The sequence below is a fragment of the Streptomyces sp. NPDC005202 genome (genome assembly GCF_040608235.1).
In the GTDB taxonomy this organism is placed as follows: Bacteria; Actinomycetota; Actinomycetes; order Streptomycetales; family Streptomycetaceae; genus Streptomyces.
The window spans coordinates 1-19,997 of record NZ_JBEXHW010000057.1; the positions used below are offsets into that span (position 1 = coordinate 1).

The window sequence follows — 19,997 nt, forward strand, 5'->3', positions numbered from 1 at the left end:
CAGTTGCACTCGCGTCACGGAAAAAGATCTACCGGTCCAGGGCCTCACCACGAGGGCAAATCGACAGATTGATCACGACCCGATACGCGCCCTAGTCCCGCGGTGAGGCGGGCATGGATGTAGGGCATGTACGGAGTAAGCACACCGGCTCCCCGGTCCCGAGCGGAGGCAAGGAGGGCCTCGAGGGCGTTATTGCGGTAGCGGCGGACCGTTTTGCGGTCCAGGCCCAGGCGTCGGCATATCGCCCTGAGCGACCAGCCCGCACGCGCCAGCGCCTGAACGACCTGGTGGCGTTGCCGCACCCGCTCCAACAGCGGGGTCTGGGGACCGCCCGGAGGCTCGTTGGCCTGCGGCGGGTCTGCCGGGTGGCGTGCTTGCTCAGGCAGTCACGGTGTTGGCGACAGGTCTTCTGCACGGCAGCCGACAGATTCTCCAGCAGGTGCCGGCGGTCGGCCAGTTCCAGGGCGTGCGGTGCCGCCTGATGGATGGCCTTGGTGAACATCACGGCCCGGTCCCGGCATACCATCTCCGCTCCCGGGTTCTCGCGCAGCCAGGCGGCGACGGTGGCGGTATCCGATCGGGCAGCACGTCGACGGGCCGGGAGGTCTCGATGTCGACGAGCACCGTCCCGTAGCTCCGCCCTTCACGGAAGGCGAACTCATCGATGCCCAGCACCCGCGGCGCCCGCACCGGTGCGGGTGGCGCCTTGAGCAGGTGAAGCAGTTCCGTCCGCCCGCCGTGTAACAGTCTTTTTTTCTGCACAGTCGTTGGCCGGGGCGGCCGCCGAGTTCCACGGCGACCGCGCGCATCCCCGACCGCAGGGACGTCGTTGTGCGCCGACGTCGTTCGGTCAGTCCCTGAATCTGTTCCACGAAGGTCAGAGTGGGTCCGGGGCTGCGGGATGCCATCGCCCGGTCGTCCGGGCGAGGGCTGTCAGGTTCCTCGTTCGCGGCCGAGCGCGGTTCAGAGGAAGCTGACGTTCTGGGCGAGGGAGAGCCGGCTGGAGTAGTTGACGGTGTTGGTGGCGCGGCGCATGTAGGCGCGCCAGGCGTCGAAGCCGGACTCGCGGCCGCCGCCGGTTTCCTTTTCGCCGCCCAAGGCGCCGCCGATCTCGGCGCCGGAGGTGCCGATGTTGACGTTGGCGATGCCGATGGACGTCGCGGGGCGCGCCGACGTCCTCGGCGGCCTGGGCCAGCAGGCGGTCGCAGGCCAGGGAAATGAGCGGGGTGAGCTCGGAGGGCTTCCAGATCACCGTGTCGCCGCAGACGAGGGCGACGGTGGTGTTCCACGACCACACGGCGGCCGGGAAGTTGAACGCGGATATCACGCCGACCACGCCAAGGGGGTGCCAGGTTTCGGCGAGGCGGTGGCCGGGGCGCTCGGAGGCGATGGTGCGGCCGTAGAGCTGACGGGACAGGCCCACGGCGAAGTCACAGATGTCGATCATTTCCTGGACCTCGCCCAACGCCTCGGAGCGGATCTTGCCCGCTTCGATGGTGATCAGATCGGCCAGGTCGCGCTTGTGGTCACGCAGCAACTTGCCCAGGCGGCGTACGAGTTCACCGCGGCGCGGGGCGGGCGTGGGGCGCCAGGCAAGGAACGCCTCGCGGGTGGCGTTGAGGGCCTCCTCGGTGTCGTCCGCCGTAGCGGCCGTCAGGCCGATGAGGTCTGCGCCGATGACGGGGGTGCGGGCGTGGAAGTCGGTGCCGTCCGCAACGGTCACACCGATGCGCTCCAGGCCGGGCGCGTGCGCGGGCACGCAGGTCTTCGGTGGTGGGCAGTGTGGTGCTGGTCATGAGGTTCCTTGAGAGGGTGAGGGGGTCAGCCGAGGAAGCCGTCGAGTCCCAGCTCGCGGGCGACGCGCGCGAGGGAGCTGTTCTGCTGCTGCTCGTAGAGGGCGAAGGGATCCAGGACGTCGCGGCCGATCGCGCCGGAGAGCCACGCGGCGTCGTAGGCGGCGCCTTCATGGGCGTTGTTCCGCGTGCCCTCGCCGCTGAGGTTGGACTGGAAGATCCCCGCTGCGGAGCGGGGCAGGAAGTCCTCGTAGACGATGGGCTCTGCGCGCACCCAGCCCTGCTCCACCAACTCGCTGATGCTGGTGGGCGGTCGGCTGCCGTCCCGCGGTCGGTCGGGCGCCACGTGGTAGGTGAAGTAGGCCAGGCCCTGGGCGGCAAGCTCGTGTTCGGTGGCGGGCATGTGCTCTTCCCATACGGTCCGGGCGAGTTCGCTCCGGTCCGTGTGCGGATGGAGGGCTGCCTGCTGGTCGACGAGGGTGAGCAGGTGGTCGTAGAGGGCGCGGCCCTCGCGGGTGAGGGCGATGCCGCGGGCTTCAACCTCGCCGAAGCGCACCCGCAGGGCGCCGCTGACGACGCTGCCGTCGGGGGTGCGCAGGGCGCGGGGCTCGGCCAGGGCGCGGAAGGAGGTCTGGCGCAGCAGGACGTCTGGGCCCTTCCATGCCGGCGGGCCCTGGATGGTGTCGATCATCTCGATGCCGCGCTCGGTCATGCGCCGGTAGAGCTCGTCGATGTCCAGTACGCGCGGGGTGAGGTGGTTGATGTGGGTGCTGCGGACGCCGCCGATGTCCGCGGCGACGGCGGAGACCTGCTCCAGGGTCTCGTACCAGGCCTTGTCGACCGGCTCGGTCGACAGCTCGAAGGCTTCCACGGCGAGCTGCAGGAAGCGCTCGGCGTCCTCCTGTGGCAGTTCCTTCTCCGCTTTGGCCCGGTCGGCCAGGGCGAGCAGTTCCGGGGGGAACAGCTCGCGGCCGGCGAGGAAGGTCTCCAGGCGCGAGCGCAGGTCATCGTCGAAGAACCGCGGGTCGGCGGGCGTGAGCATGGAGGTGAAGACCCGGAAGGGGTTGCGCGCCAGTTCCTCGCCGTCGATGGGCCGGAAGGCGGTCGAGATGACGGGGACCGCGCTGGTGGCGGCTTCGCGCAGATCGTAGAAGCCCACCGGGTGCATGCCCAAGGCGCCGAAGATACGGGCGACCTGCTGCAGCTCCTGGGGCGTGCCGACGCGGATGGCTCCGTGGCGTTCGGCGGTCACCCGGCTGATGGAGCCCAGACGTTCGGCGTCGGCGCCCTGGGCGCGCAGAACGTCCTCGTTGACCTCCCGCGAGACCTCCACGAGCGTGGTGTAGGCGGGGACCTCCCGCCCGTACATGTCGGAGAGCCGCGCAGCGAATGCGGCGCGCAGCTGCCACTGGCTGGTCATGGACAGTTCTGCCTTTCGGTCGGGGAGTTCACACCACGTGGGTTTCGGGGCGGATTTTGGCGCCGGCCCGGAAGCGGTCGGCGCTGAGGGGGGTGACGTCGACGAACGGTTTGCGGTCCAAGGTAGAGGTCCCGCACGATTTCGCCGACCGCCGGTGCCTGGAGGAAGCCGTGGCCGGAGAACCCGGTGGCGTACAGGAAGTTGTCGAGTTCGCTGAAGCGGCCGATCAGCGCGTTGTGGTCCGGGGTGACCTCGTACAGGTCGGCCCACCCGCTGACTGTTTCCATGTCCGCCAGAAAGGGGGCGCGGTGCCTCGCGACGGTACGGAACAGCTCGAGCCATTCCGCGGTCCAGGTGGTGTCGAAGCCGTCCGGCTGGTCGGGGTCGGCCAGGCCGAACAGCAGTCCGTCGTCGCTGTTGTGGAAGTAGGCCGTCGAGGAGAAGTCGATGGTGAAGGGGATGCGCGGGGCGGGGGGCGTGAGCGGGGCGGTGAAGGCGAGCTGGCGTCGTACGGGCCGCACCGGGAGGTTGATGCCGACCATGTCGCCGATCTGCGCCGACCAGGCACCAGCGGTGCAGATGACCGTGGAGCAGGTGATGGGGCCGTGGTCGGTGTGCACGGTCGTCACACGGTCGCCGACGGTGTCGATGCCGGTGACGGCGGTGTGCGTCGCGAACGTGACGCCGGCCTTTCACCAGGAATGGAAGCAAGCCGAGGCCAACGAGAAGCTCTCCCGGACAGTCGAGGCATTCCGCCAATTCCAACAGGGGCAGCTGCCCGCCGGCCCCGGCCCCGGCGCCGAAGCCCTCATGGCCGCCTTCCGCACGGTCGAAGAGGAACTGGACGGGCACCAGCCGGGACCGGCGAAGGTGGTCACCGACCGGCAGGTCGAGCTGCTGCTGAAGAACAAGGCGGCGACCCTGCACCTGTCGGCGGCGAACTACTGCTGGTTCGAGGACCCAGCCAAGGCACTGTGTCTCAAGCTGGCCGGCGCCAAGTCCGCGGCAGCACCGCTGACAGGACTGTGTGACAGTGCCCGCTGCCCGCAGGCCACCCACCACCTCATCCACCCGCCCGTCTGGCAAAACGCGACCGCCAACAGCACCGTTCTACTGGCCAGCCCCCGCATTCCGGCCGGGGAGAAGACCCGACTGCGATCCGAGCACGAGCGTTCGCAGCGTGTCCTGGAAGAGATCGACAACGCATGCGGAAAGGCTGAATGACGTGGCTCATAGCCCAGGGGCCGTTGCATGATGACGATTCGTCCGGAACGTCGGGCCGGCCCGACGCCGGGGTGGACGTCCTGGCTCGGGCAGGGGGCGAACGCAGTGCAGGCACGGTCTCAGTGATCATGTGCATGTCGAAGTCCCATGAACACTTGGCGAGTCCGTGCCTGCTCCCGCATCTTCCCCCATGCCCACCGTGCTGGACCAACTGGCCCGGACTTCCGCACCGGCTCCACTGCCGGACGCGGTCCGTCTGTCCGGCTTCCTGGACCTGGTCCCCGACCCGCGCGGCGTCCGCGGCCGCCGCTATCCGCTGCCCGCGTTGGTGGCCGCTGCCGCGGCGAGTGTCCTGGCCGGCGCGCGCTCGCTCACCGCGATCACGGAATGGATCACGGATGCCCCGGCGTGGGCCTGCCGGGCTCTCGGTTTCCCCGTCGACCCGCTGACCGGCTCGGTGTCTGTCCCGCACCCCCACACCCTGCGCCGTCTCCTGGTCCGGCTCGACGGCGACGCCCTGGACCAGGCGATCGGAGCCTTCCTCACCGCCCGCACCACCCCCGCGTCCGCCGGGCTGCGGGCAATCGCCGTCGACGGCAAGGCCCTGCGCGGCTCGCGCACCGCCACCACCACGCACGTCACACTGCTCGCCGCGATGGACCACACCGGTCATGTCCTCGCCCAGAGGCAGGTCGCGGACAAGAGCAACGAGATCCCCGCCTTCAGGCCCCTGCTGGACACCATCGACCTGACCGGCACGGTCATCACCGCCGACGCCCTGCACACCCAGCACGCTCACGGCACCTACCTCCGCGACCGCGGCGCCCATTACATCGCCCAGGTCAAAGCCAACCACCCCGGCCTGTTCGACCGCGTCCGCCACCTGCCCTGGCGCGAGATTACGCTCGACCACCACGACCGCACCCGAGCCCACCACCGCCTGGAGATCCGGCGGCTGAAGACTTCCGCCTTCGCCCACCTCGACTACCCCGACGCCCGCCAGGCCCTCCAAGTCGTCCGCTGGAGAAAGGACTTCACCACCGGCAAGCTCACCATCGAACGCGCCTACCTGATCACCAGCCTGCCGCCCGGCGCGGCGAGCGGCGCCCAGCTCGCCGACTGGATCAGAGGGCACTGGAAGATCGAAAATCTTCTGCACCACGTCCGCGACCGCACCTTCCGCGAGGACGACTCCAAGATCTATGTCGGCCGCCTCCCCCGCATCATGGCCGGCCTGCGCAACCTCCCCATCGGCGTCCACCGCCAGGACGGCCACACCAACATCGCCGCCGCCCTACGCCACACCGCCCGCGACTGCCGCAGACCCCTGACCGCCCTCGGCCTCACCGGATAAACCCGGACAGAACGCGATCATGCAAGAGACCCTGGCTCATAGCCCAGAACAACGCGACCAGATCGAGCGGCGGATCCGCGCGGCTATCGACCGCCTTCTGAGCGGGCAGATCCCGACTGGCGGGTCCTGCGACGTCAAGACGCTGGCCCGCGAGGCCGGTATCTCCCGCGCGGCGCTATACCGGACCTGGGGCCACCTCAAGGACGAGTTTGAGAAGCGGCGAGCCGCCTCCTGGGCCGTCGGCCGGCAACCCGACCCACGCGAGGCCAGGATCGCTCGACTGCGAGACCGGAATCAGCGGCTCACCAACAAACTCGCCCGCACACACACCGAGTTCAACCAGCTCAAGGAACGTCACCAGCTTGCCCTGTCGGCCCTGGCAGCCAAGGACGACGAGCTCCAGCGGCTCCGCCGCGAGCTGAGTACGTTCAGGCGAACAGCCCCAGCTCCATTCCTCGCCTCCCGTCGCCTCCCTGCGCAGCAAACAGGAACAGACCCGGCGCTTCGGCCGGACCGGTCGCATTAGCCTGACTTCCCCTGCCCGAAGGCGATCTTAGAATCAGTGCAAGGGCCTTTCGGGGTCAGGTTCCATTCATGTGCGTGGACGAGTGGAACCTTTCCCGATGCGAGCAGGAGGTTCAGTACAGGTTCGGTGTCGGCAAAGCTCAAGGTGTCGTCACCACTGACGGCCGCGCCCTCCCAGAATGGCGAAGTGACATCCCAGGATTCCACGAACGCCCCCGCGGTGGACCTGGTCCGTGCGATCAACAAGCCCTGGGTGAACTACCTCTACTGCGCCGCACTCCTTCCACCTCTCCGGCGCCTCGGAGGTCGGCGCGGACATCGCGGCGATGATGCGCTACGCCGGCGACAAGCTCCAGCACGTGCACATCGCGGACTCCTTCAACCACAAGGGATCGTCCGGCCTGCGCTACATCCTCAACCCGCCCGGCACCCCCGCCCGCATCCACCAGCACCTCGATATCGGCCAGGGTGAGGTCGACTGGGACGCCTTCTTCGGCACCCTGCGCGAGCTGAACTTTGACGGTGTCGCCACGGCCTGCGTCTTCGCCTGGGAGGAACGGGCCCGCGAGTCCTCCGCGTTCATGCTGGACCGCATTACCAAGGAGCTCTCCGGATGAAGCTGGGCGTCTACACGGCGATCCTGCACGATCGCCCGCTCCGGGAGGCCCTGGAAGTCATCGCGTCGCTCGGCCTGACCGGCGCCGAGATCAACGCGGGCGGATTCCTGCCCGCGCCCCACCTCCCCATGGAGGACCTGCTGTCAGGAGCACTGGAACCCGCCGACTACCTGAAGGTCTTTGCAGAGACGGGCGTCACGCTCACCGGGCTCAATGCCAACGGCAACCCTCTGGACCCGGACCCCGTGGCCGGGCCGCGGCACGCCACAGACCTGCGCAACGCCATCAAGGTGGCAGGGCTGCTCGGCGTACGCCGTGTCGTCACCATGTCGGGCCTTCCCGCCGGCGAGCCGGGCGGCAGGACACCCGCCTGGAACGTCTACCCCTGGCACAGCGCCTACCTGGACTCCCTGGAGTACCAGTGGGACCAGGTCGCCGTCCCGTTCTGGCAGGAGATCGAGGCACTGGCTGCCGAACACGGAGTGAAGGTCTGCATCGAGATGCGCCCCCACAACCTCGTGTTCAACCCGGCGACCTTGAAGCGGCTGGTCAAACGGACGAATGCGCGGCACATCGGAGCCGAGATGGATCCCAGCCACCTCTTCTGGCAGGGCATCGACCCCGTGGCGGCCATCAAGGACCTCGGCCCGCTGGTGTTCCACGCGGCCGCCAAGGACACTCGGATCAACGAGCGCTGCCGGATCAACGGAGTACTGGACGACCGCTTCACCCGCGTCACCGACAACCCGGTCGGACTCGGCGGCCTCTGGACCCTCAACCGCTGGCCGACCGAGTCGAGTTGGGACTTTGTGGCGGTCGGCCGCGGCCACGATGAGGTGTTCTGGCGAGACTTCCTCGACCCGCTGCGGGATGTCGACCCGGACATGGCCGTGAACATCGAACACGAGGACACGGAACTGGGGCAACTGGAGGGACTAGAGGTGGCAGCACGAACGCTGCGAGCAGCGAACTCCTAGTGCTCGGCAGCCTCACGCGGCGCTCTTGGCCTGCCGTCGGGGTGCCGCGCGGGACTGATGTCGACCGTCGTTCTGCGACGTGCCCTCGTCGGGGCGAGCTGTGCCGCAGCGGGACCCGGTGCACGGTGGAGGGGACCAGCCGCAGCAGGCCCGCGATCCGCCGGTCCCCAGCGGCGCAGCAGACGGATTTTGATGATGCGCCGCTCGGTGCGGGTCGGAGTCCGGCGCGGGCTGTGGTGCGGGCGGCTGGAGCGGTCGGCCATGCCGGCCGCGCCCAGAGCCCGGTAGCGGTCGGCCCACCGCTGGGCCGTGGTCGGTGAGACCTGGAAACAGTCGGCAGCGCGTCTCAGCGGCCAGCCGTCCTCGACCACGCAGGGGGCCAGGCGCAGGCGTCCGGTCGCGGTCAAAGGTGCATTACAGTGAGGCATGAGGGTCTTTCTGGTCGCTGGGGTAGATGTCGCAATCCACGCCAGGCCAGAAGGCCCTCACCCATTTCAAGATGACACGTCAGTGATCGCTGTCACCAACCTCCGTGGACAGAACACCTGGGCGGCCGGTCATGGCCCGTTCCTGGACGCGACTGCACGAGACCGACGGGTACAGTGCGCCCACGGCGCGGTCAACTGCCGGACGGTGAACAGCTGCTCCGGGGCCGCCGGTAACTGCACAGTCGTGAACTCCCCATCGCGGCGCCCCTACTCAGGAACGATCCGGAGGGGTTCCTCGCTGGGACCGATGACGTGTTAATGGGGCGACGTCGTCTCGTGGTACGCCAAGAGTGAGTGCCCAGGCCGTGGGCGCGGGCCACGTCCGCAGGTTCGGCTGTGGCTCCTTTACCAGATTGCATTGGTATGACTGTGCGGTCGACGCGATCGAAAAGCACTGGGACAAGGTGCAAGACCGGCCACCTCGACAAAGTCCCTCAGCCGGCCCGGCCATCATGGCAGGGTCGGTGGGGCTGTCCATGGGGCTTGCGGCGTTCACCGGCGGTCTGTCCGCGGTGCTGGGCTTCTCCCGTCACCGCGTCGAGGCCGAGCGATGGACCGCCTTCCGTTCCCACTACGGCCTGGACGCTCCCTACTGCCGGCCCGGAATCCGCGGCGCCCACGAGCGGACCCCGGTCGCCGTGGGCGACCGGGGTCCCTGCGCCTCTTCTTTGCCGGGGTGCGGGCCGTCAGCGCAGCCGCCTGCTGTCCGTGAGGCGACGCATGCCCGCCGGGTCCCGGGTCGGTCCCCGCAGCATGGCCGGCCCGGCCAGTGCGGACACAACCGCGTCGCTGTCCGCAGGGTGGCCGACCGTCAGCCGTACGCCCTCCCCGGGCCAGTGGCGGACATGCACCCCGGCAGCTTGCAGGGGCCGCCGCATGCTCGGTGCCGGCACCGAGCCCGGTGGCCAGCCACAGGAAGTTGGCGTGGCCGGGCAGGACAGGCAGATCGAGCCCGGTGAGCCGCTGGTGCAGTCGTTCTCGCTCGGCGACGACGTCGTCCACGCGTGCGACGAGTTCGTCTCCGGCCTCCAGCGTGGCCTCGACCGCGGCCGCGGCCACCGCGTTGATTCCGTAGGGAAGTTGCTGGTCCCGCACGCGCGCCACCACAGCGGGGTCTCCCAGCCCGTAGCCCACCCGCAGCGCGGCCAGCCCGTAGGCCTTGGAGAAGGTCCGCAGCAGCAGGAGGTTCGGTCGGTCGGCCAGCAGACGGATGCTGTCCGGGACGGCAGGGTGGCGAGCGAACTCGATGTACGCTTCATCCAGCAGCACGGTGACGTGCTCCGGTACGCGGGCGAGGAACGCCGCCAGTTCGGGAGCGGTGACGAGGCTGCCCGTGGGGTTGTGCGGATTGCAGAGCACCACCACCCGCGTGGTCGCGTCGACCACCTCGGCCAGGGCGGTCAGATTCTGCCGGCCGTTGGGCAGCAGGGGGACGGGGACCGGCTCGGCTCCCGCCATCCTGGCCAGCAGGGGGTAGGCGTCGAACCCGGGCCAGGCGTACACCATGCGGTCGCCCGGGCGGATCACGGCCTGCAGCAGCTGGAGCGCGACCCCCACCGAGCCGCTGCCGACCGCGACGGCGTCGGGGTTCACGCCGCACCAGGCGGCGATCCGCCCGGCCAGCCGGTCGGGGTGGAACGGCGGATAGCGGTGGGCCCGGTCGGCGGCGTCCCGGATCGCCTCGCGCACGGACGGCAGCGGTGGGTACGGGCTCTCGTTGAGCGCCAGCAGGTGCGGGAAGGGGGGCACCGCTGTCACCACCCCTGTCCGCGGATCGCTGCGGCACCGGCGTAATCCCCGGCGTGGGCGAATCCGGCCAGGACGACGAGATCGCCGTCCTCGGTCTGTTCGGAGCGGATCGCGTCGTCGAGCGTGACGGGCATCGCCGCACCGAAGAGGTTGCCGCACCGGTCGAAGGTGTCCGGGTGCCGTTCGGCGGGTAGGTTCAGCGCCTCGCGCCAGTTGCGCAGGAAGGTACGGTTGGGCTGATTGGTGATCAGGCAGCCGATGTCGGCGGTGTCCACGCCCAGCCGACGGCACAGGTCCCGCACGACCTCCGGCACGAGACGGTTGCCCCGTTCGAGTACGTTCTCCACCCCGCTCGGGGTGAAGCCGATGCGCACCTGGGCGTCACCGGCCTCCCAGTACTTGCGCCCGTCGTCGCGCACCATGGTCATGTCGCCGGCGTACGCGGGGACGTGCCGGCTCTCGATTCCGAGGACAGGTGCGTGGCCGGATGTCGTCACGTAGCCCACGCCGCAGCCGTCGCCCGGGATCGCGGCCTGGGAGAGACCGCGGACCTGTGACTGGGTGAACAGCTGGCCCGCGGCGCTCTGCGCGTTGCAGATGAGGGCCGTACGGGCGTCGCCGCTCAGCAGAAACTGCCGGGCCAGCTGAAGCATGTGCACGAAGGAGGCACAACCGGCGTTGGCCACGTCGATCAGCCACCGGGGGGCCAGGCCCAGCCTGCGCGCCACTTCGGTGCCGGCGCCTACGAAGGGCTGGTCCGGCAGCTGGCTGTGGACGAGCAGGACGTCCACGCGGCGGATCTCCGCGCGGCCGTGCCGCTCGATCAGCGGCTGGACGGCACGCTCGATCATGTCTGCGTTGGTCTCGTCGGGGGCCACGTGGTGGCGGTAAGGGGGGACTTTGAACATCGGGCTCTGCCGCAGCTTGTCCTCCGCCGCCGGGTGCTCGGTGAAGAAGGCGGCCGGAACGGGCTCGCCGGGCAGGTAGCTGGAGACGTCCGTGAGGCTCACCGTCGTCATCGGGCCGCTCGCACCGCCGGGGAGCTGTTGATCGGCAGGCCGTTGCGGTGCCGGTGCTCGAGGATCGCCTTGAGGTTGTTCATCTCCAGGGTGTGGCCTGCGTAGAACAAGTCCCAGTAGTCACCGACCCAGCGCCGGTCGGAGTGCGGTACCAGGTCCGGGCGTGGGTTGTTGCGGTAGTACGGGTGGCGGCAGTTGGTCCAGGTGATCAACGACCCGGGGCGGCCGAGCACCCGCTCCGCCGGGACCACCCGCATCAGGTAGATCATCCACAGCTCGTCGCCCTGGTCCCAGGCGCAGTGGTAGTCGACCGTCATGGCGCCGGGGTGGGCCTCGATGCGGCAGTAGATCCGGGTGTCCTGCTCCAAAAGGTCGTGGCCCACCCACATCCCCGGTGCGTCGGCGGGCTCGAACCCCCGCAGGCTGCACGTCCACTCCTCCAGGTGGTGGCCGCGGCTGAGGTATTCATACGCCGCCTCCGGCGGGCAGTCGACGTACTCGTGGATGGTGCAGTACTGCCCGTAGACCTGCTGGTGCAGGTAGGCGTCCGAGGTCATTTCCAGGCAGCGGGCGGCCAGTTCCTCCGGGCTGGTGTTCTCCACCCGGACCAGGCCCGGGATGTCAGCCAACGTGGATCGGTCGGTCATGCGCGTGCTCCTCGTCGTCGATCTGGTGGTGTCCGGGCGGGGTTGCGTGTGGAGTGGGTGGGGATGCCGTCGAGGCGGTCAGGAAGGGCTGGAACGGTGGAATCTCACGGTGGTCGAAGTCCATGGCGACCAGGGACGGGCCACGGTGGTCGTTGCTGCGCAGCAGCGCGGTGCGCAACTGTGCCGGGTTGTCGGCCGAGGCGACGCGCAGCCGGGGAAACATCGCTGCCATGCCGGCGGCTATGCCGGCCGGGCAGAAGAGGTTCTCGGGGCGGGCGCCGCCCTGGAAGAGCTCCTCGCGGGTGGCGCACATGGCGTGCGCGTTGTTGTTGAGGACCACGAAGGTGACCGGCGCGGCGTACTCGACCGCCGTGTGCACCTCCATGCCGTGCATGAAGAACGCCCCGTCACCGGCCAGCACATACGTGCGCCGGCCGGTGGCCAGCGCGGCGCCGATCCCGGCACCGAAGGTGTAGCCCATGCCGCCCATGCCCACCGCCACGACGAAGCGGCCGTTTCGGGGGGCCGGCAGTGCGTGGATGGCGCTGGCCCCCACATTGCCGGCGTCCACGAACACATGGGCGTCCTGCGGCAGCGCCTTGGCGATCGCGGCGACCGCCGCGCTGTAGTCGGTGGTGGCTCCGTGGACCGGGGCGGGGGACAGCAGGGCGGGGGAGCGATGGGCGGGGCAGGCGGGCGGCCGCGGTGGAAGACGGTGCTGCAGGGTCCGCAGCGTGCCGGCCAGCTCACCGCGCAGCGAGACGCCCGGTACGAACGGAGGCTCGGGATCGACGCAGACCACGGGCGTATTGGTGAGCAGCGTGTCCAGCTTTCCCCGTGCCAGGATGGGCAGTCGCGTGCCGACCAGCAGGCAGGCGTCGGCCCGGCGGAGGCAGTCCTCGACTTCTTGGTGGCCCATCACCCCTGCCACGCCCACGAACCGGGGGCTGCGGTTGCCGAAGACGTCCTTGGCGTCCGGGGTGACGGCCACGCAGGCGCCCAGGTGCTGCACCAAGGCGGCCAACTCGTCGCGGGCCTGCGCGCCCGCCACACCCTCCCCGGCGATCACCAGGACCCGGGAGGCGTTCTCAAGTACGCCGAGCGCGGCGGTCAGGGACCCGGGATCGGGCTGCGGGGTCGGGTACGTGTGCGGCGCTGCTGCCGGTTGCGCGTCTTCGGCTGCTTGTGCCTCTCGCGCCGAATCTATGTCTTCCGACGCAGAGGCCGGTGCTGCGGCCCGCGCCGCCACCGCGGCTCCTGTCGCGCTCGCGGTGTTCGGGGCTCCTGCGGTGCCGGCAGGCACCATGATGCTCGCCCTTGCCGGCATGCCGATGCGGGCCTGTTGGACGTCCTTGGGCAACAGCAGCACCGCCGGGCCCCGGGGCTCGGCCTGCGCTGCGGCGATGGCCTGCGCCATCAGCCCGGCGATCGTGTCGGGTTCGGTAACCCTGGCGCAGAAGCGGGAGACGGGCGCGAAGACGTCCCGGGCGTCGAAGGAGCCCGCCTTGCCGCTGGAGTCCTGAAATGCGCCCCGGCCATCCAGCTCCGTGGGCGGCTGTCCCACCAGGGCCAGCAGCGGGATGCGCGAGGCGTGGGCCTCGGCGAGCCCCGGCACCAGGTTCATCGCACCGCCGCCCGAGGTGGCCGCGACGACGCCGAGTCGCGCGGTGGCCCGGGCGTACCCGTCCGCCATGGTGACCGCGGAGAACTCGTGTTTGGCCACCACGCCGCGGATCCGGCCGACGGCACGGTACAGCGCGTCATACAGGTCCTCGATGTTCGCGCCGCCGACCCCGAACACGTACCGGACGCCGATCCGGTCCAGTTCGGCGGCCACGTAGTCCACCAGACGCATCCGGTCCGTCATGCGGCCCTCCGTTCGCCCCAGGACGGCTCGACGACCAGGCCGGCGAGCGAGTGGAGCTGGAAGCGCTGCCGGTACTGGGCGGGGCTGAGACCGACGATGGCGCTGAACGCGCGCAGGAACGTCTCGGGCGCCGTGAATCCGCAACGGCTGGCGATTTGGCCCACCGACAGCTCGCTGGCCTCCAGGAGCTGACGGGCCCGGGCGATGCGCAGCTGACGGACGTACAGGCCCGGCGTCGTGCCCACCTCGCGCCGGAAGACCCGGGCGAAGTGGCGCGGGCTCATGCTCGCCCGCCGGGCGAGTTCGGACACCGGCAGTGGGCGGTGGAGGTTTGCCTGGACCCAGTCCTGCACGGCCCGGATCGGCTCCTGGTCGGTGAGCTGTGCGTCCAGGGCCATGCTGAACTGCGTTTGCCCGCCGGTCCGTTTGAAGTACAGCACCAGGAATTTGGCGATCTCCAGGGCATGCGCCGCCCCGTGGTCGGCCTCCACCAACGCCAGGGCCATGTCGATTCCAGTGGAGACGCCCGCCGACGTGAGGTACGGACCGTCCCAGATGAAGATCGGTTCGGGATCCACCGTCACCTCGGGGTAGCGACGGGCCATCTCCTCCCAGAACGCCCAGTGCGTGGTGGCCCGTCGCCCGTCGAGAAGACCGGCCTCGGCAAGCAGGAAGGCTCCGCCGCAGACGGAGGCGACCCGCCTGGACCGCCCCGCGGCCTGCCTGATCCATGTGATGAGGGACGGATTCGCCAGGGCCTGCTGCAGGCCCCAGCCTCCGGGCACGAGGAGGGTGTCGATCGCTCCTTCTCCCGCTTCCAGCGGCTCGGCCTGCATGACCAGGCCCGCGGACGTGGGGACGGACGGGGCGTCGGGGGAGAGGCACTGCAGACGGTAGGCGTCACCTGGCCCGGATAACAGTCGGTTAGCGGTGTCGAACACCTCGAGTGGCCCGCTGATGTCCAAGGCCTGGGCACCGGAGTACACCACGATCACAACACGTCGTTGTTCCACGGTCACAGCCTGTTCCCAGTGGGGCGCCGTGCACAACGACAGCTTACTGACGATTCCTGCCACGCCTGCGGCTCACCCGCCTGACCGGGCACAAGGCCCGGCGAGAAGGGCGCCGAGTGAAAGAGGTCACGGCCGACGGCGCGACACCCGCCGCCGGCGTCAGCCCATCGGCGCGGGCATCGGCGGGCTGCTTCCGCACCGCCGCTCTGTACGAAGCTGCGCCCGGGGCAGTAGCCAGGCAGGTAACGCTGCACAAGCAAAGTTTCCCGGCCCCACTGACCGAGCGAGTTCGCATGGCCGGCCCGGCAGATGCCGGACCCGGCCCGCTGACGGACTGGTGCGCGACGCCTTCTGCAGGACGCCGCTACCACCGCTTGCCACCTCTGCATCGGCTGAGTACGGCGGGGCGTCGGGTGGGATCGAGCATGCCGTTGGTCTGGCCATTTCAGGTGTGGCGTAGGGAAGGCAGCGATGTCAAACGGCATCCGGAGTTACGTCCCCGCATCCGCCTGCGGCCGGCGCCGCTTGCCGCCCGGGCGGGCTGAGGCGGGAATGGTGCAGGTGGGGTGGCCGGCTGGTCGGGCGGATTCGAACGCCGCCCATGTGAGCGGAGGTTGGCGGCGGGTTCTCGCTGCTGGACGCGGCGCTCATCTGATCGTTGCGGGGGTTTTGTCAGTGCCCGTTGCAAAGCTCTGGATCATGTCCCCCCACCAACGACCTCGCGGATGGGCGGCGGATGACACGGCGCGCCGTCGGCAGCCGAGGTGCTGCACCGACACCATGGCGTGGTGACGCAGGTCAAGGCGCGGTGAACAGGGTCGGGAAGCGGGGCGCGAGCCAGGGCTTGCGTCCCCAGGCGACCACCCGTCCCCTGGCGATGGCCCGCCACGGGTTGCGACGGCCCAGGGCGATGAGGAGGAAGGTGACGGGTTCGATAAGGATGGTGCAGTCCGAACGGTCCGGCGGGCCTGGGGTGACGTCAACCGCGCCGTCGGTCACGGTGACGCCGAACGCCGGGCCACCCCGCAGGCGGATGCTGTAACAGGCCGTCAGGCCGGCGGTGGCCGCCGCGTCGGCGACGTGCGGCATGACCGACAGCATGAACGGCATGCACAGCCCCACACGGTCGCGGTCGATCATGTGCGAGCGGGTCAGGGCACGGGCGAGGTCGTAGCCGTGGCCGAGCATGTGGGTGAGCAGGTAGGACGCGAGAACGGCCCGGTCCATGGGGCCCAGAGGTGTGATGAGCGCCGGGTCGGCTGTTGCGTCGGTCGCAGCCCGATCCACGGCATCCAGGAACACATCGGCCTGCTCCACGATCATCGCCGCCAGCGGCTCCGCCCGGCGCTCCCCGAACACGGCGAGGGCCTCAGCGTTGGCCGCGGCCAGACTCTGCGGCGTGCCGTCCCCGTACGGGCGTTCACGCCCGGACACGAGGTCGGCCATCAGCTCGTTGGCCAGTGCCAGATGGGCGGCCGCCTCGCCGACCGTCCACTCCGAATCCGGTACGGGAACCCTCGTGTCGGGCACGCCGTGCAACAGCGTGGCGATGTCACCGGCGGTCTCACGTATCGCCTGCCCGAGCCCTTCGGGCAAAGGCCCCCTGATGTCCTGCTGCACCGCCGGATCCACGCTGCCTGCTCCCCTTCTGCCTGCCGCGCCCCTCGCGCATGTGGCGCGCGATACCCAACCAGACGCGAGGGCGTGCGACAAGCCTTCGCGTGCCGCTGCGCTGTTCGACGTGTGCGGGTACCTGGGTGGGCTCGCCAACGGACAGGGCCTCGATGTCCTCCTCGGACAGGACGACCGCTGGTCGGTGAGGGCCGCATCCTCGGCGAGCGGGGAGGTGCGCCGATCGCCGGTCGCCGATCCCTGCGCGCCGCACGCGGTCGTCGCGGCGACGGCGGCGGCCGGGGCCGCCGCCGGATCAGGCCGTCCTTTGCCGGCGGGCCGCCAGCACCGCGTACACGATGACTCCCGCGAACAGGAACAGCACGCCCTGGTACACCGCCGCGTACCCGGCGCCCGCGACGAGCCACATCGAGAAGGCGGCCGCGACCGCCGCGACCACGGCGTCCCGCACCAGCCGCGCCCGGTCGACCAGCTCGCGCCGCCCCGATACGAGATGGAAGATCTGTGCGGCGGTGGCCAGCAGGTACGGCACGGTAGCGGTGAACGTGGTGACGAGGACCAGGATCTCGAAGACCTTGGCCGAGCCCGACGTGTAGTTGTAGACGGTGAGCAGCGAGGCGAGGACGACGGCGACGCCGACGCCGACGGTCGGAACGCCCCGCCGTCGGCGCGCGAAGGCGGCGGGGAACAGGCCGTCCTGCGCCGCGGCGTACGGGGTCTGGGCGCTCAGCAGCGTCCAGCCGTTGAGGCAGCCAGTCATCGACACGAGCGCGGCGAGCGCGACGGCCCAGCCGCCCCAGGTGCCGCCGAACATGGCGTTCACGGCGTCCGAGAAGGGCGCGGTGGACTTGACCAGGCGGTCGTGCGCGACCGTGCCGAAGACGGACAGCGTGCCCAGCAGATAGACGAGCGCCGCGCCCGTGGTGCCGATGACAGTGGCGCGTCCCACATTGCGCCGGGCGTTGTTGACCTCGCCCGCGCTGACGGCGGCGGACTCCACACCGAGGTAGGAGAAGAGCAGGATCGCGGCGGAGGCGGACACCGCGCCGATCGCGCTGCCGCCGCTCGCGTTGAACGGGCCGAGGTTGTCCGGGTCGAAGAAGAACAGCCCGCCGACCGCGACGAGCAGCAGCGGCGCGAACTTCAGCACGGTGGAGACGAGCTGGACGGCGCCCACGTAGCGGGTGCCCGCGAAGTTGGCGAGCGCGGGCAGCCACTGCAGGGTGAGCGCGGCCAGGCACGCGGTCCAGCGGTGGCCATGCACCGGGATCAGTACGTCGAGGTAGCCGACGGCGGCGACGGCGAGCGCCGCGTTCGACACCCAGGTGGTGATCCAGTACGACCAGGCGGCGAGGAAGCCGGCGAAGTCACCGAAGGCCTCGCGGGCGTAGACGTAGGGCCCGCCGGTGCGCGGGTCACGCTCGGCGAGCCGACCGAAGACCAGGGCGAGGGCGATGGCGCCGACGGTCAGGACGCCGAAGGCGACCAGGCTGACCGTGCCGTACGGGGCGACGGACGCCGGGAGCAGGAAGATACCGCCGCCGATGATATTGCCCATGACCAGGGCGGTGGCGACGGGCAGCCCGAAGCGGCGGGCGTGCCTGCCGGTGTTGCCGGTGGGGTCTTCGGCGGGGGTGGGGGCCGCGGGGGTCTCCTGCGGGGCCGGAGCCGACTGCGGGACGGTTCCGGTGACGTGCATGGGGTGGTGCGCCTCTCATCGAACTGGTGCCCGGGATCGCCGGGACGGGGCCCATGGTCGGGCATGGTCCGACGTGACTCCAAATCACCTGGTTTTTTCCTGTATGGCCCCCTCCGGCGCCGCAAAAAGTGCGCCGTCGCGGGCCCTGAGCCAGCAATCGTCCAGCGGCAACCTGGGGCCCGTCCGACTCGCGCAGCCAGCGGCGCAGGACGCGGTGGACGTGCTCGGCGCCGACCGGTTCCCCCGTCCCGGCCGGCGTCGTCCTGGCCGGTGCCGGTCCCGGTCGCACCGTGTCGTCGTACGGTCCCCGCGGCCGGGGCTGCGCGGCGGTGGCCCGACATGTGGGGTCCCGGCTCCTCGGCCCTGCTGATGAGGAACGTGTGAATCCCAACGGTGAGGTGCCGCATCCCCTCGCCGGCCGCGTGCACGGTGGTGGTCTCGACGTTCCACTTCTCGAGGGCGGGCGGTCGTAAATCCTCCCAGGTCCGGAGGCAGGGCCGGCAGTGGCTGCACGCGAGCAGGCCCGCGGCAAGCAGCCGACAGGCTTTATCAGCATCGGCCGAGGCCGCCGCCCACCGCGGCACCGCGCGCGATGCGCCAGGTCGGTGCTAACAGGTGGCCATGGGTGAGAGCGAGGGCGGTGACGTTCCAGGCTTGGCCGCGCAGCGGCGTGTCGATCTTGGTGTGGTCTCTCGGGCTGGCCGTGCAGCAGATCGTCCGCGACCATGGCACGGTCGTTGGCCTCCATTTCACCGATCGCGCCGAGGGATCGCCCTTCTTGGGTGACGGCCTTCAGGTCCGGCTGGACCCGTGCCGTGCGGCACCGGGTGATCTGCGCGGGCGGGCAGATGTCGCACAACTCGCGCATGCCGTAGTGGCCGTTGTAGTCGGCCTCCCCCGTGGGCGTAGACGACAAGGGGCAACCTTGAGCGTGGCGACGCCGCCTTCGACGGGGCAACGGAGTCGGGCGTGGGCCCGGTTCAGCGATCTCTGCCTGGTGGTCAGCTCCTTGCGGGACGGTCGCCTGGTCGGGACGGGGAACGTGCCGCCCCCCGCACCGGTGTAGGCCAGGTCCGCCAGGGCGGGGAGACGGAAGCCTGGCGCAGGTGGTCACGATCGCGGTGGGTGCGTGCGGCAGTCAGGTCGTGGGCGCGGCCGCGCGAGATCCACGGGAGTAGTCGGCGCGGCCGTCGCCGACGCGGTCGGAGGTCGACGCGAGGCGTCGGTCAGCGGGCCGTGCCGAAGTCCTGCGTCCAGTAGCTGCCGGGCTGCGCGAGGCCGACGCCGATCTCCTTGAAAGCGCAGGTCAGGATGTTGCGCTTGTGGCCGGGGCTGGACATCCAGGCCGCCATGACCTGCTCGGGGGTGGAGTATCCGTAGGCGACGTTCTCTCCGTAGGTGCTCCAGTTGTAGCCGGCACGCGTGAGCCGTTCGCCCGGATCCGAACCGTCGGAGCCCGTGTGCGACATGTTCCTGTGGCTCGCCATGTCCGTACTGTGGTCCTGAGCGGCCTTCGAGAGCTTCGCGTTCAGGGTTACCGGGGAGCAGCCGGCCTTGCTGCGCTCGCTGTTGACAAGGGCCACGACGCGAGCCACGGCTGCGGATGCCGGGGCCGCTGCGTCCGGGGCGCTCGGGGATGGGGCAGACGACTTGGGTGCCGCGGGTGCCGTCGAGGTGGGCGCGGTGGCTGGCTGCGAAGCCGGCGCCGATGACTGCGAGGTCCACTGGCCGCCCCTCCACCGCTCCTCGGTGGAGACGTTCTTCCAGTTGTTCCACTGGCTGTAGGACTCGTTCTTCCACTGGCCGTAGGACTCAGCGGAGTTGGTTCCCTGGTCGTCCAGACACGCCATGGCCGCGGACGGTACTGCCAGCGCGCTCAGCGCGATGGCAGCGATGGTTATCTGCCGGCGGCGCGTCTTCCTGCGGTGCTTGCTCATACGGACCTCCCCGGTGGTCGCGGGGGCGTCTCCGGT

13 protein-coding genes and 7 pseudogenes are annotated in these 19,997 nt (G+C 70.1%); 5 read left to right on the forward strand and 15 right to left on the reverse strand.

The annotated features are described in order from the left end of the window. Positions 1 to 44 precede the first annotated feature (44 nt). The 5 genes and pseudogenes from ABZV31_RS36515 to ABZV31_RS36535 all read right to left on the reverse strand — a co-directional run. Positions 45 to 302: a helix-turn-helix domain-containing protein gene (locus ABZV31_RS36515; protein ID WP_355901168.1), complete on the reverse strand. Its 258-nt coding sequence runs from the start codon at positions 300 to 302 to the stop codon at positions 45 to 47. Positions 303 to 367: 65 nt separating this feature from the next. Then, positions 368 to 556 (reverse strand): annotated as a pseudogene (locus ABZV31_RS36520) (transposase); the annotation flags it as partial. Positions 557 to 963: 407 nt separating this feature from the next. After that, a pseudogene (locus ABZV31_RS36525) lies at positions 964 to 1,796 on the reverse strand (aldehyde dehydrogenase family protein). A gap of 25 nt (positions 1,797 to 1,821) precedes the next feature. Next, entirely contained in the window at positions 1,822 to 3,213 is a 1,392-nt protein-coding gene (locus ABZV31_RS36530) for a VOC family protein (RefSeq protein ID WP_355901149.1), read from the reverse strand. 28 nt (positions 3,214 to 3,241) lie between these two features. Further along, positions 3,242 to 3,905 (reverse strand): annotated as a pseudogene (locus ABZV31_RS36535) (FAD-binding oxidoreductase); the annotation flags it as partial. On the opposite strand from ABZV31_RS36535, the gene ABZV31_RS36540 reads away from it, so the two are divergent. From ABZV31_RS36540 to ABZV31_RS36560, 5 genes and pseudogenes are all read left to right on the forward strand, one after another. After that, positions 3,793 to 4,437, forward strand: coding sequence for a hypothetical protein (locus ABZV31_RS36540; protein WP_355901169.1), 645 nt, complete (start codon positions 3,793 to 3,795; stop codon positions 4,435 to 4,437). The pseudogene ABZV31_RS36535 and the gene ABZV31_RS36540 sit on opposite strands and share 113 nt — an antisense overlap. A 190-nt stretch (positions 4,438 to 4,627) precedes the next feature. Continuing rightward, complete coding sequence (locus ABZV31_RS36545) at positions 4,628 to 5,791, forward strand: ISAs1 family transposase (protein ID WP_355901150.1); 1,164 nt, start codon at positions 4,628 to 4,630, stop codon at positions 5,789 to 5,791. Positions 5,792 to 5,810: 19 nt separating this feature from the next. Further along, positions 5,811 to 6,317: a hypothetical protein gene (locus tag ABZV31_RS36550; protein WP_355901151.1), complete on the forward strand. Its 507-nt coding sequence runs from the start codon at positions 5,811 to 5,813 to the stop codon at positions 6,315 to 6,317. Between the two features lie 213 nt (positions 6,318 to 6,530). Then, a pseudogene (locus ABZV31_RS36555) lies at positions 6,531 to 6,933 on the forward strand (sugar phosphate isomerase/epimerase); the annotation flags it as partial. Continuing rightward, on the forward strand, positions 6,930 to 7,910 hold the full coding sequence (locus tag ABZV31_RS36560) for a sugar phosphate isomerase/epimerase (RefSeq protein WP_355901152.1): 981 nt from the start codon (positions 6,930 to 6,932) through the stop codon (positions 7,908 to 7,910). The pseudogene ABZV31_RS36555 and the gene ABZV31_RS36560, both read left to right, overlap by 4 nt. Positions 7,911 to 8,010: 100 nt before the next feature. On the opposite strand, the pseudogene ABZV31_RS36565 reads toward ABZV31_RS36560, so the two are convergent. From ABZV31_RS36565 to ABZV31_RS36610, 10 genes and pseudogenes are all read right to left on the reverse strand, one after another. Beyond that, positions 8,011 to 8,338, reverse strand: a pseudogene (locus ABZV31_RS36565) (leucine zipper domain-containing protein); the annotation flags it as partial. A gap of 978 nt (positions 8,339 to 9,316) precedes the next feature. After that, positions 9,317 to 10,159 (reverse strand): annotated as a pseudogene (locus tag ABZV31_RS36570) (aminotransferase class I/II-fold pyridoxal phosphate-dependent enzyme); the annotation flags it as partial. Then, positions 10,153 to 11,166, reverse strand: a complete 1,014-nt coding sequence (locus ABZV31_RS36575; RefSeq protein WP_355901153.1) for a ketoacyl-ACP synthase III family protein — start codon at positions 11,164 to 11,166, stop codon at positions 10,153 to 10,155. The gene ABZV31_RS36575 and the pseudogene ABZV31_RS36570, both read right to left, overlap by 7 nt. Further along, positions 11,163 to 11,813 carry an SRPBCC family protein gene (locus tag ABZV31_RS36580; protein WP_355901154.1) on the reverse strand — a complete coding sequence of 217 codons (651 nt, stop codon included), beginning with the start codon at positions 11,811 to 11,813 and terminating at the stop codon, positions 11,163 to 11,165. Before ABZV31_RS36580 ends, ABZV31_RS36575 begins: the two co-directional genes overlap by 4 nt. After that, entirely contained in the window at positions 11,788 to 13,680 is a 1,893-nt protein-coding gene (locus tag ABZV31_RS36585) for a thiamine pyrophosphate-binding protein (RefSeq protein ID WP_355901155.1), read from the reverse strand. The genes ABZV31_RS36580 and ABZV31_RS36585 overlap by 26 nt, the downstream gene beginning before the upstream one ends. Then, complete coding sequence (locus tag ABZV31_RS36590) at positions 13,677 to 14,693, reverse strand: GlxA family transcriptional regulator (RefSeq protein WP_355901156.1); 1,017 nt, start codon at positions 14,691 to 14,693, stop codon at positions 13,677 to 13,679. Before ABZV31_RS36590 ends, ABZV31_RS36585 begins: the two co-directional genes overlap by 4 nt. Before the next feature lie 798 nt (positions 14,694 to 15,491). Beyond that, positions 15,492 to 16,325 (reverse strand): maleylpyruvate isomerase family mycothiol-dependent enzyme, encoded by an 834-nt coding sequence (locus ABZV31_RS36595; protein WP_355901157.1) that lies wholly within the window; start codon positions 16,323 to 16,325, stop codon positions 15,492 to 15,494. Between the two features lie 295 nt (positions 16,326 to 16,620). Beyond that, complete coding sequence (locus ABZV31_RS36600) at positions 16,621 to 18,024, reverse strand: amino acid permease (protein WP_355901158.1); 1,404 nt, start codon at positions 18,022 to 18,024, stop codon at positions 16,621 to 16,623. A 924-nt stretch (positions 18,025 to 18,948) separates the two neighbouring features. Then, positions 18,949 to 19,181 (reverse strand): annotated as a pseudogene (locus ABZV31_RS36605) (transposase family protein); the annotation flags it as partial. 69 nt (positions 19,182 to 19,250) lie between these two features. After that, positions 19,251 to 19,961: a CAP domain-containing protein gene (locus ABZV31_RS36610; protein WP_355901159.1), complete on the reverse strand. Its 711-nt coding sequence runs from the start codon at positions 19,959 to 19,961 to the stop codon at positions 19,251 to 19,253. Between the last annotated feature and the right edge of the window lie 36 nt (positions 19,962 to 19,997).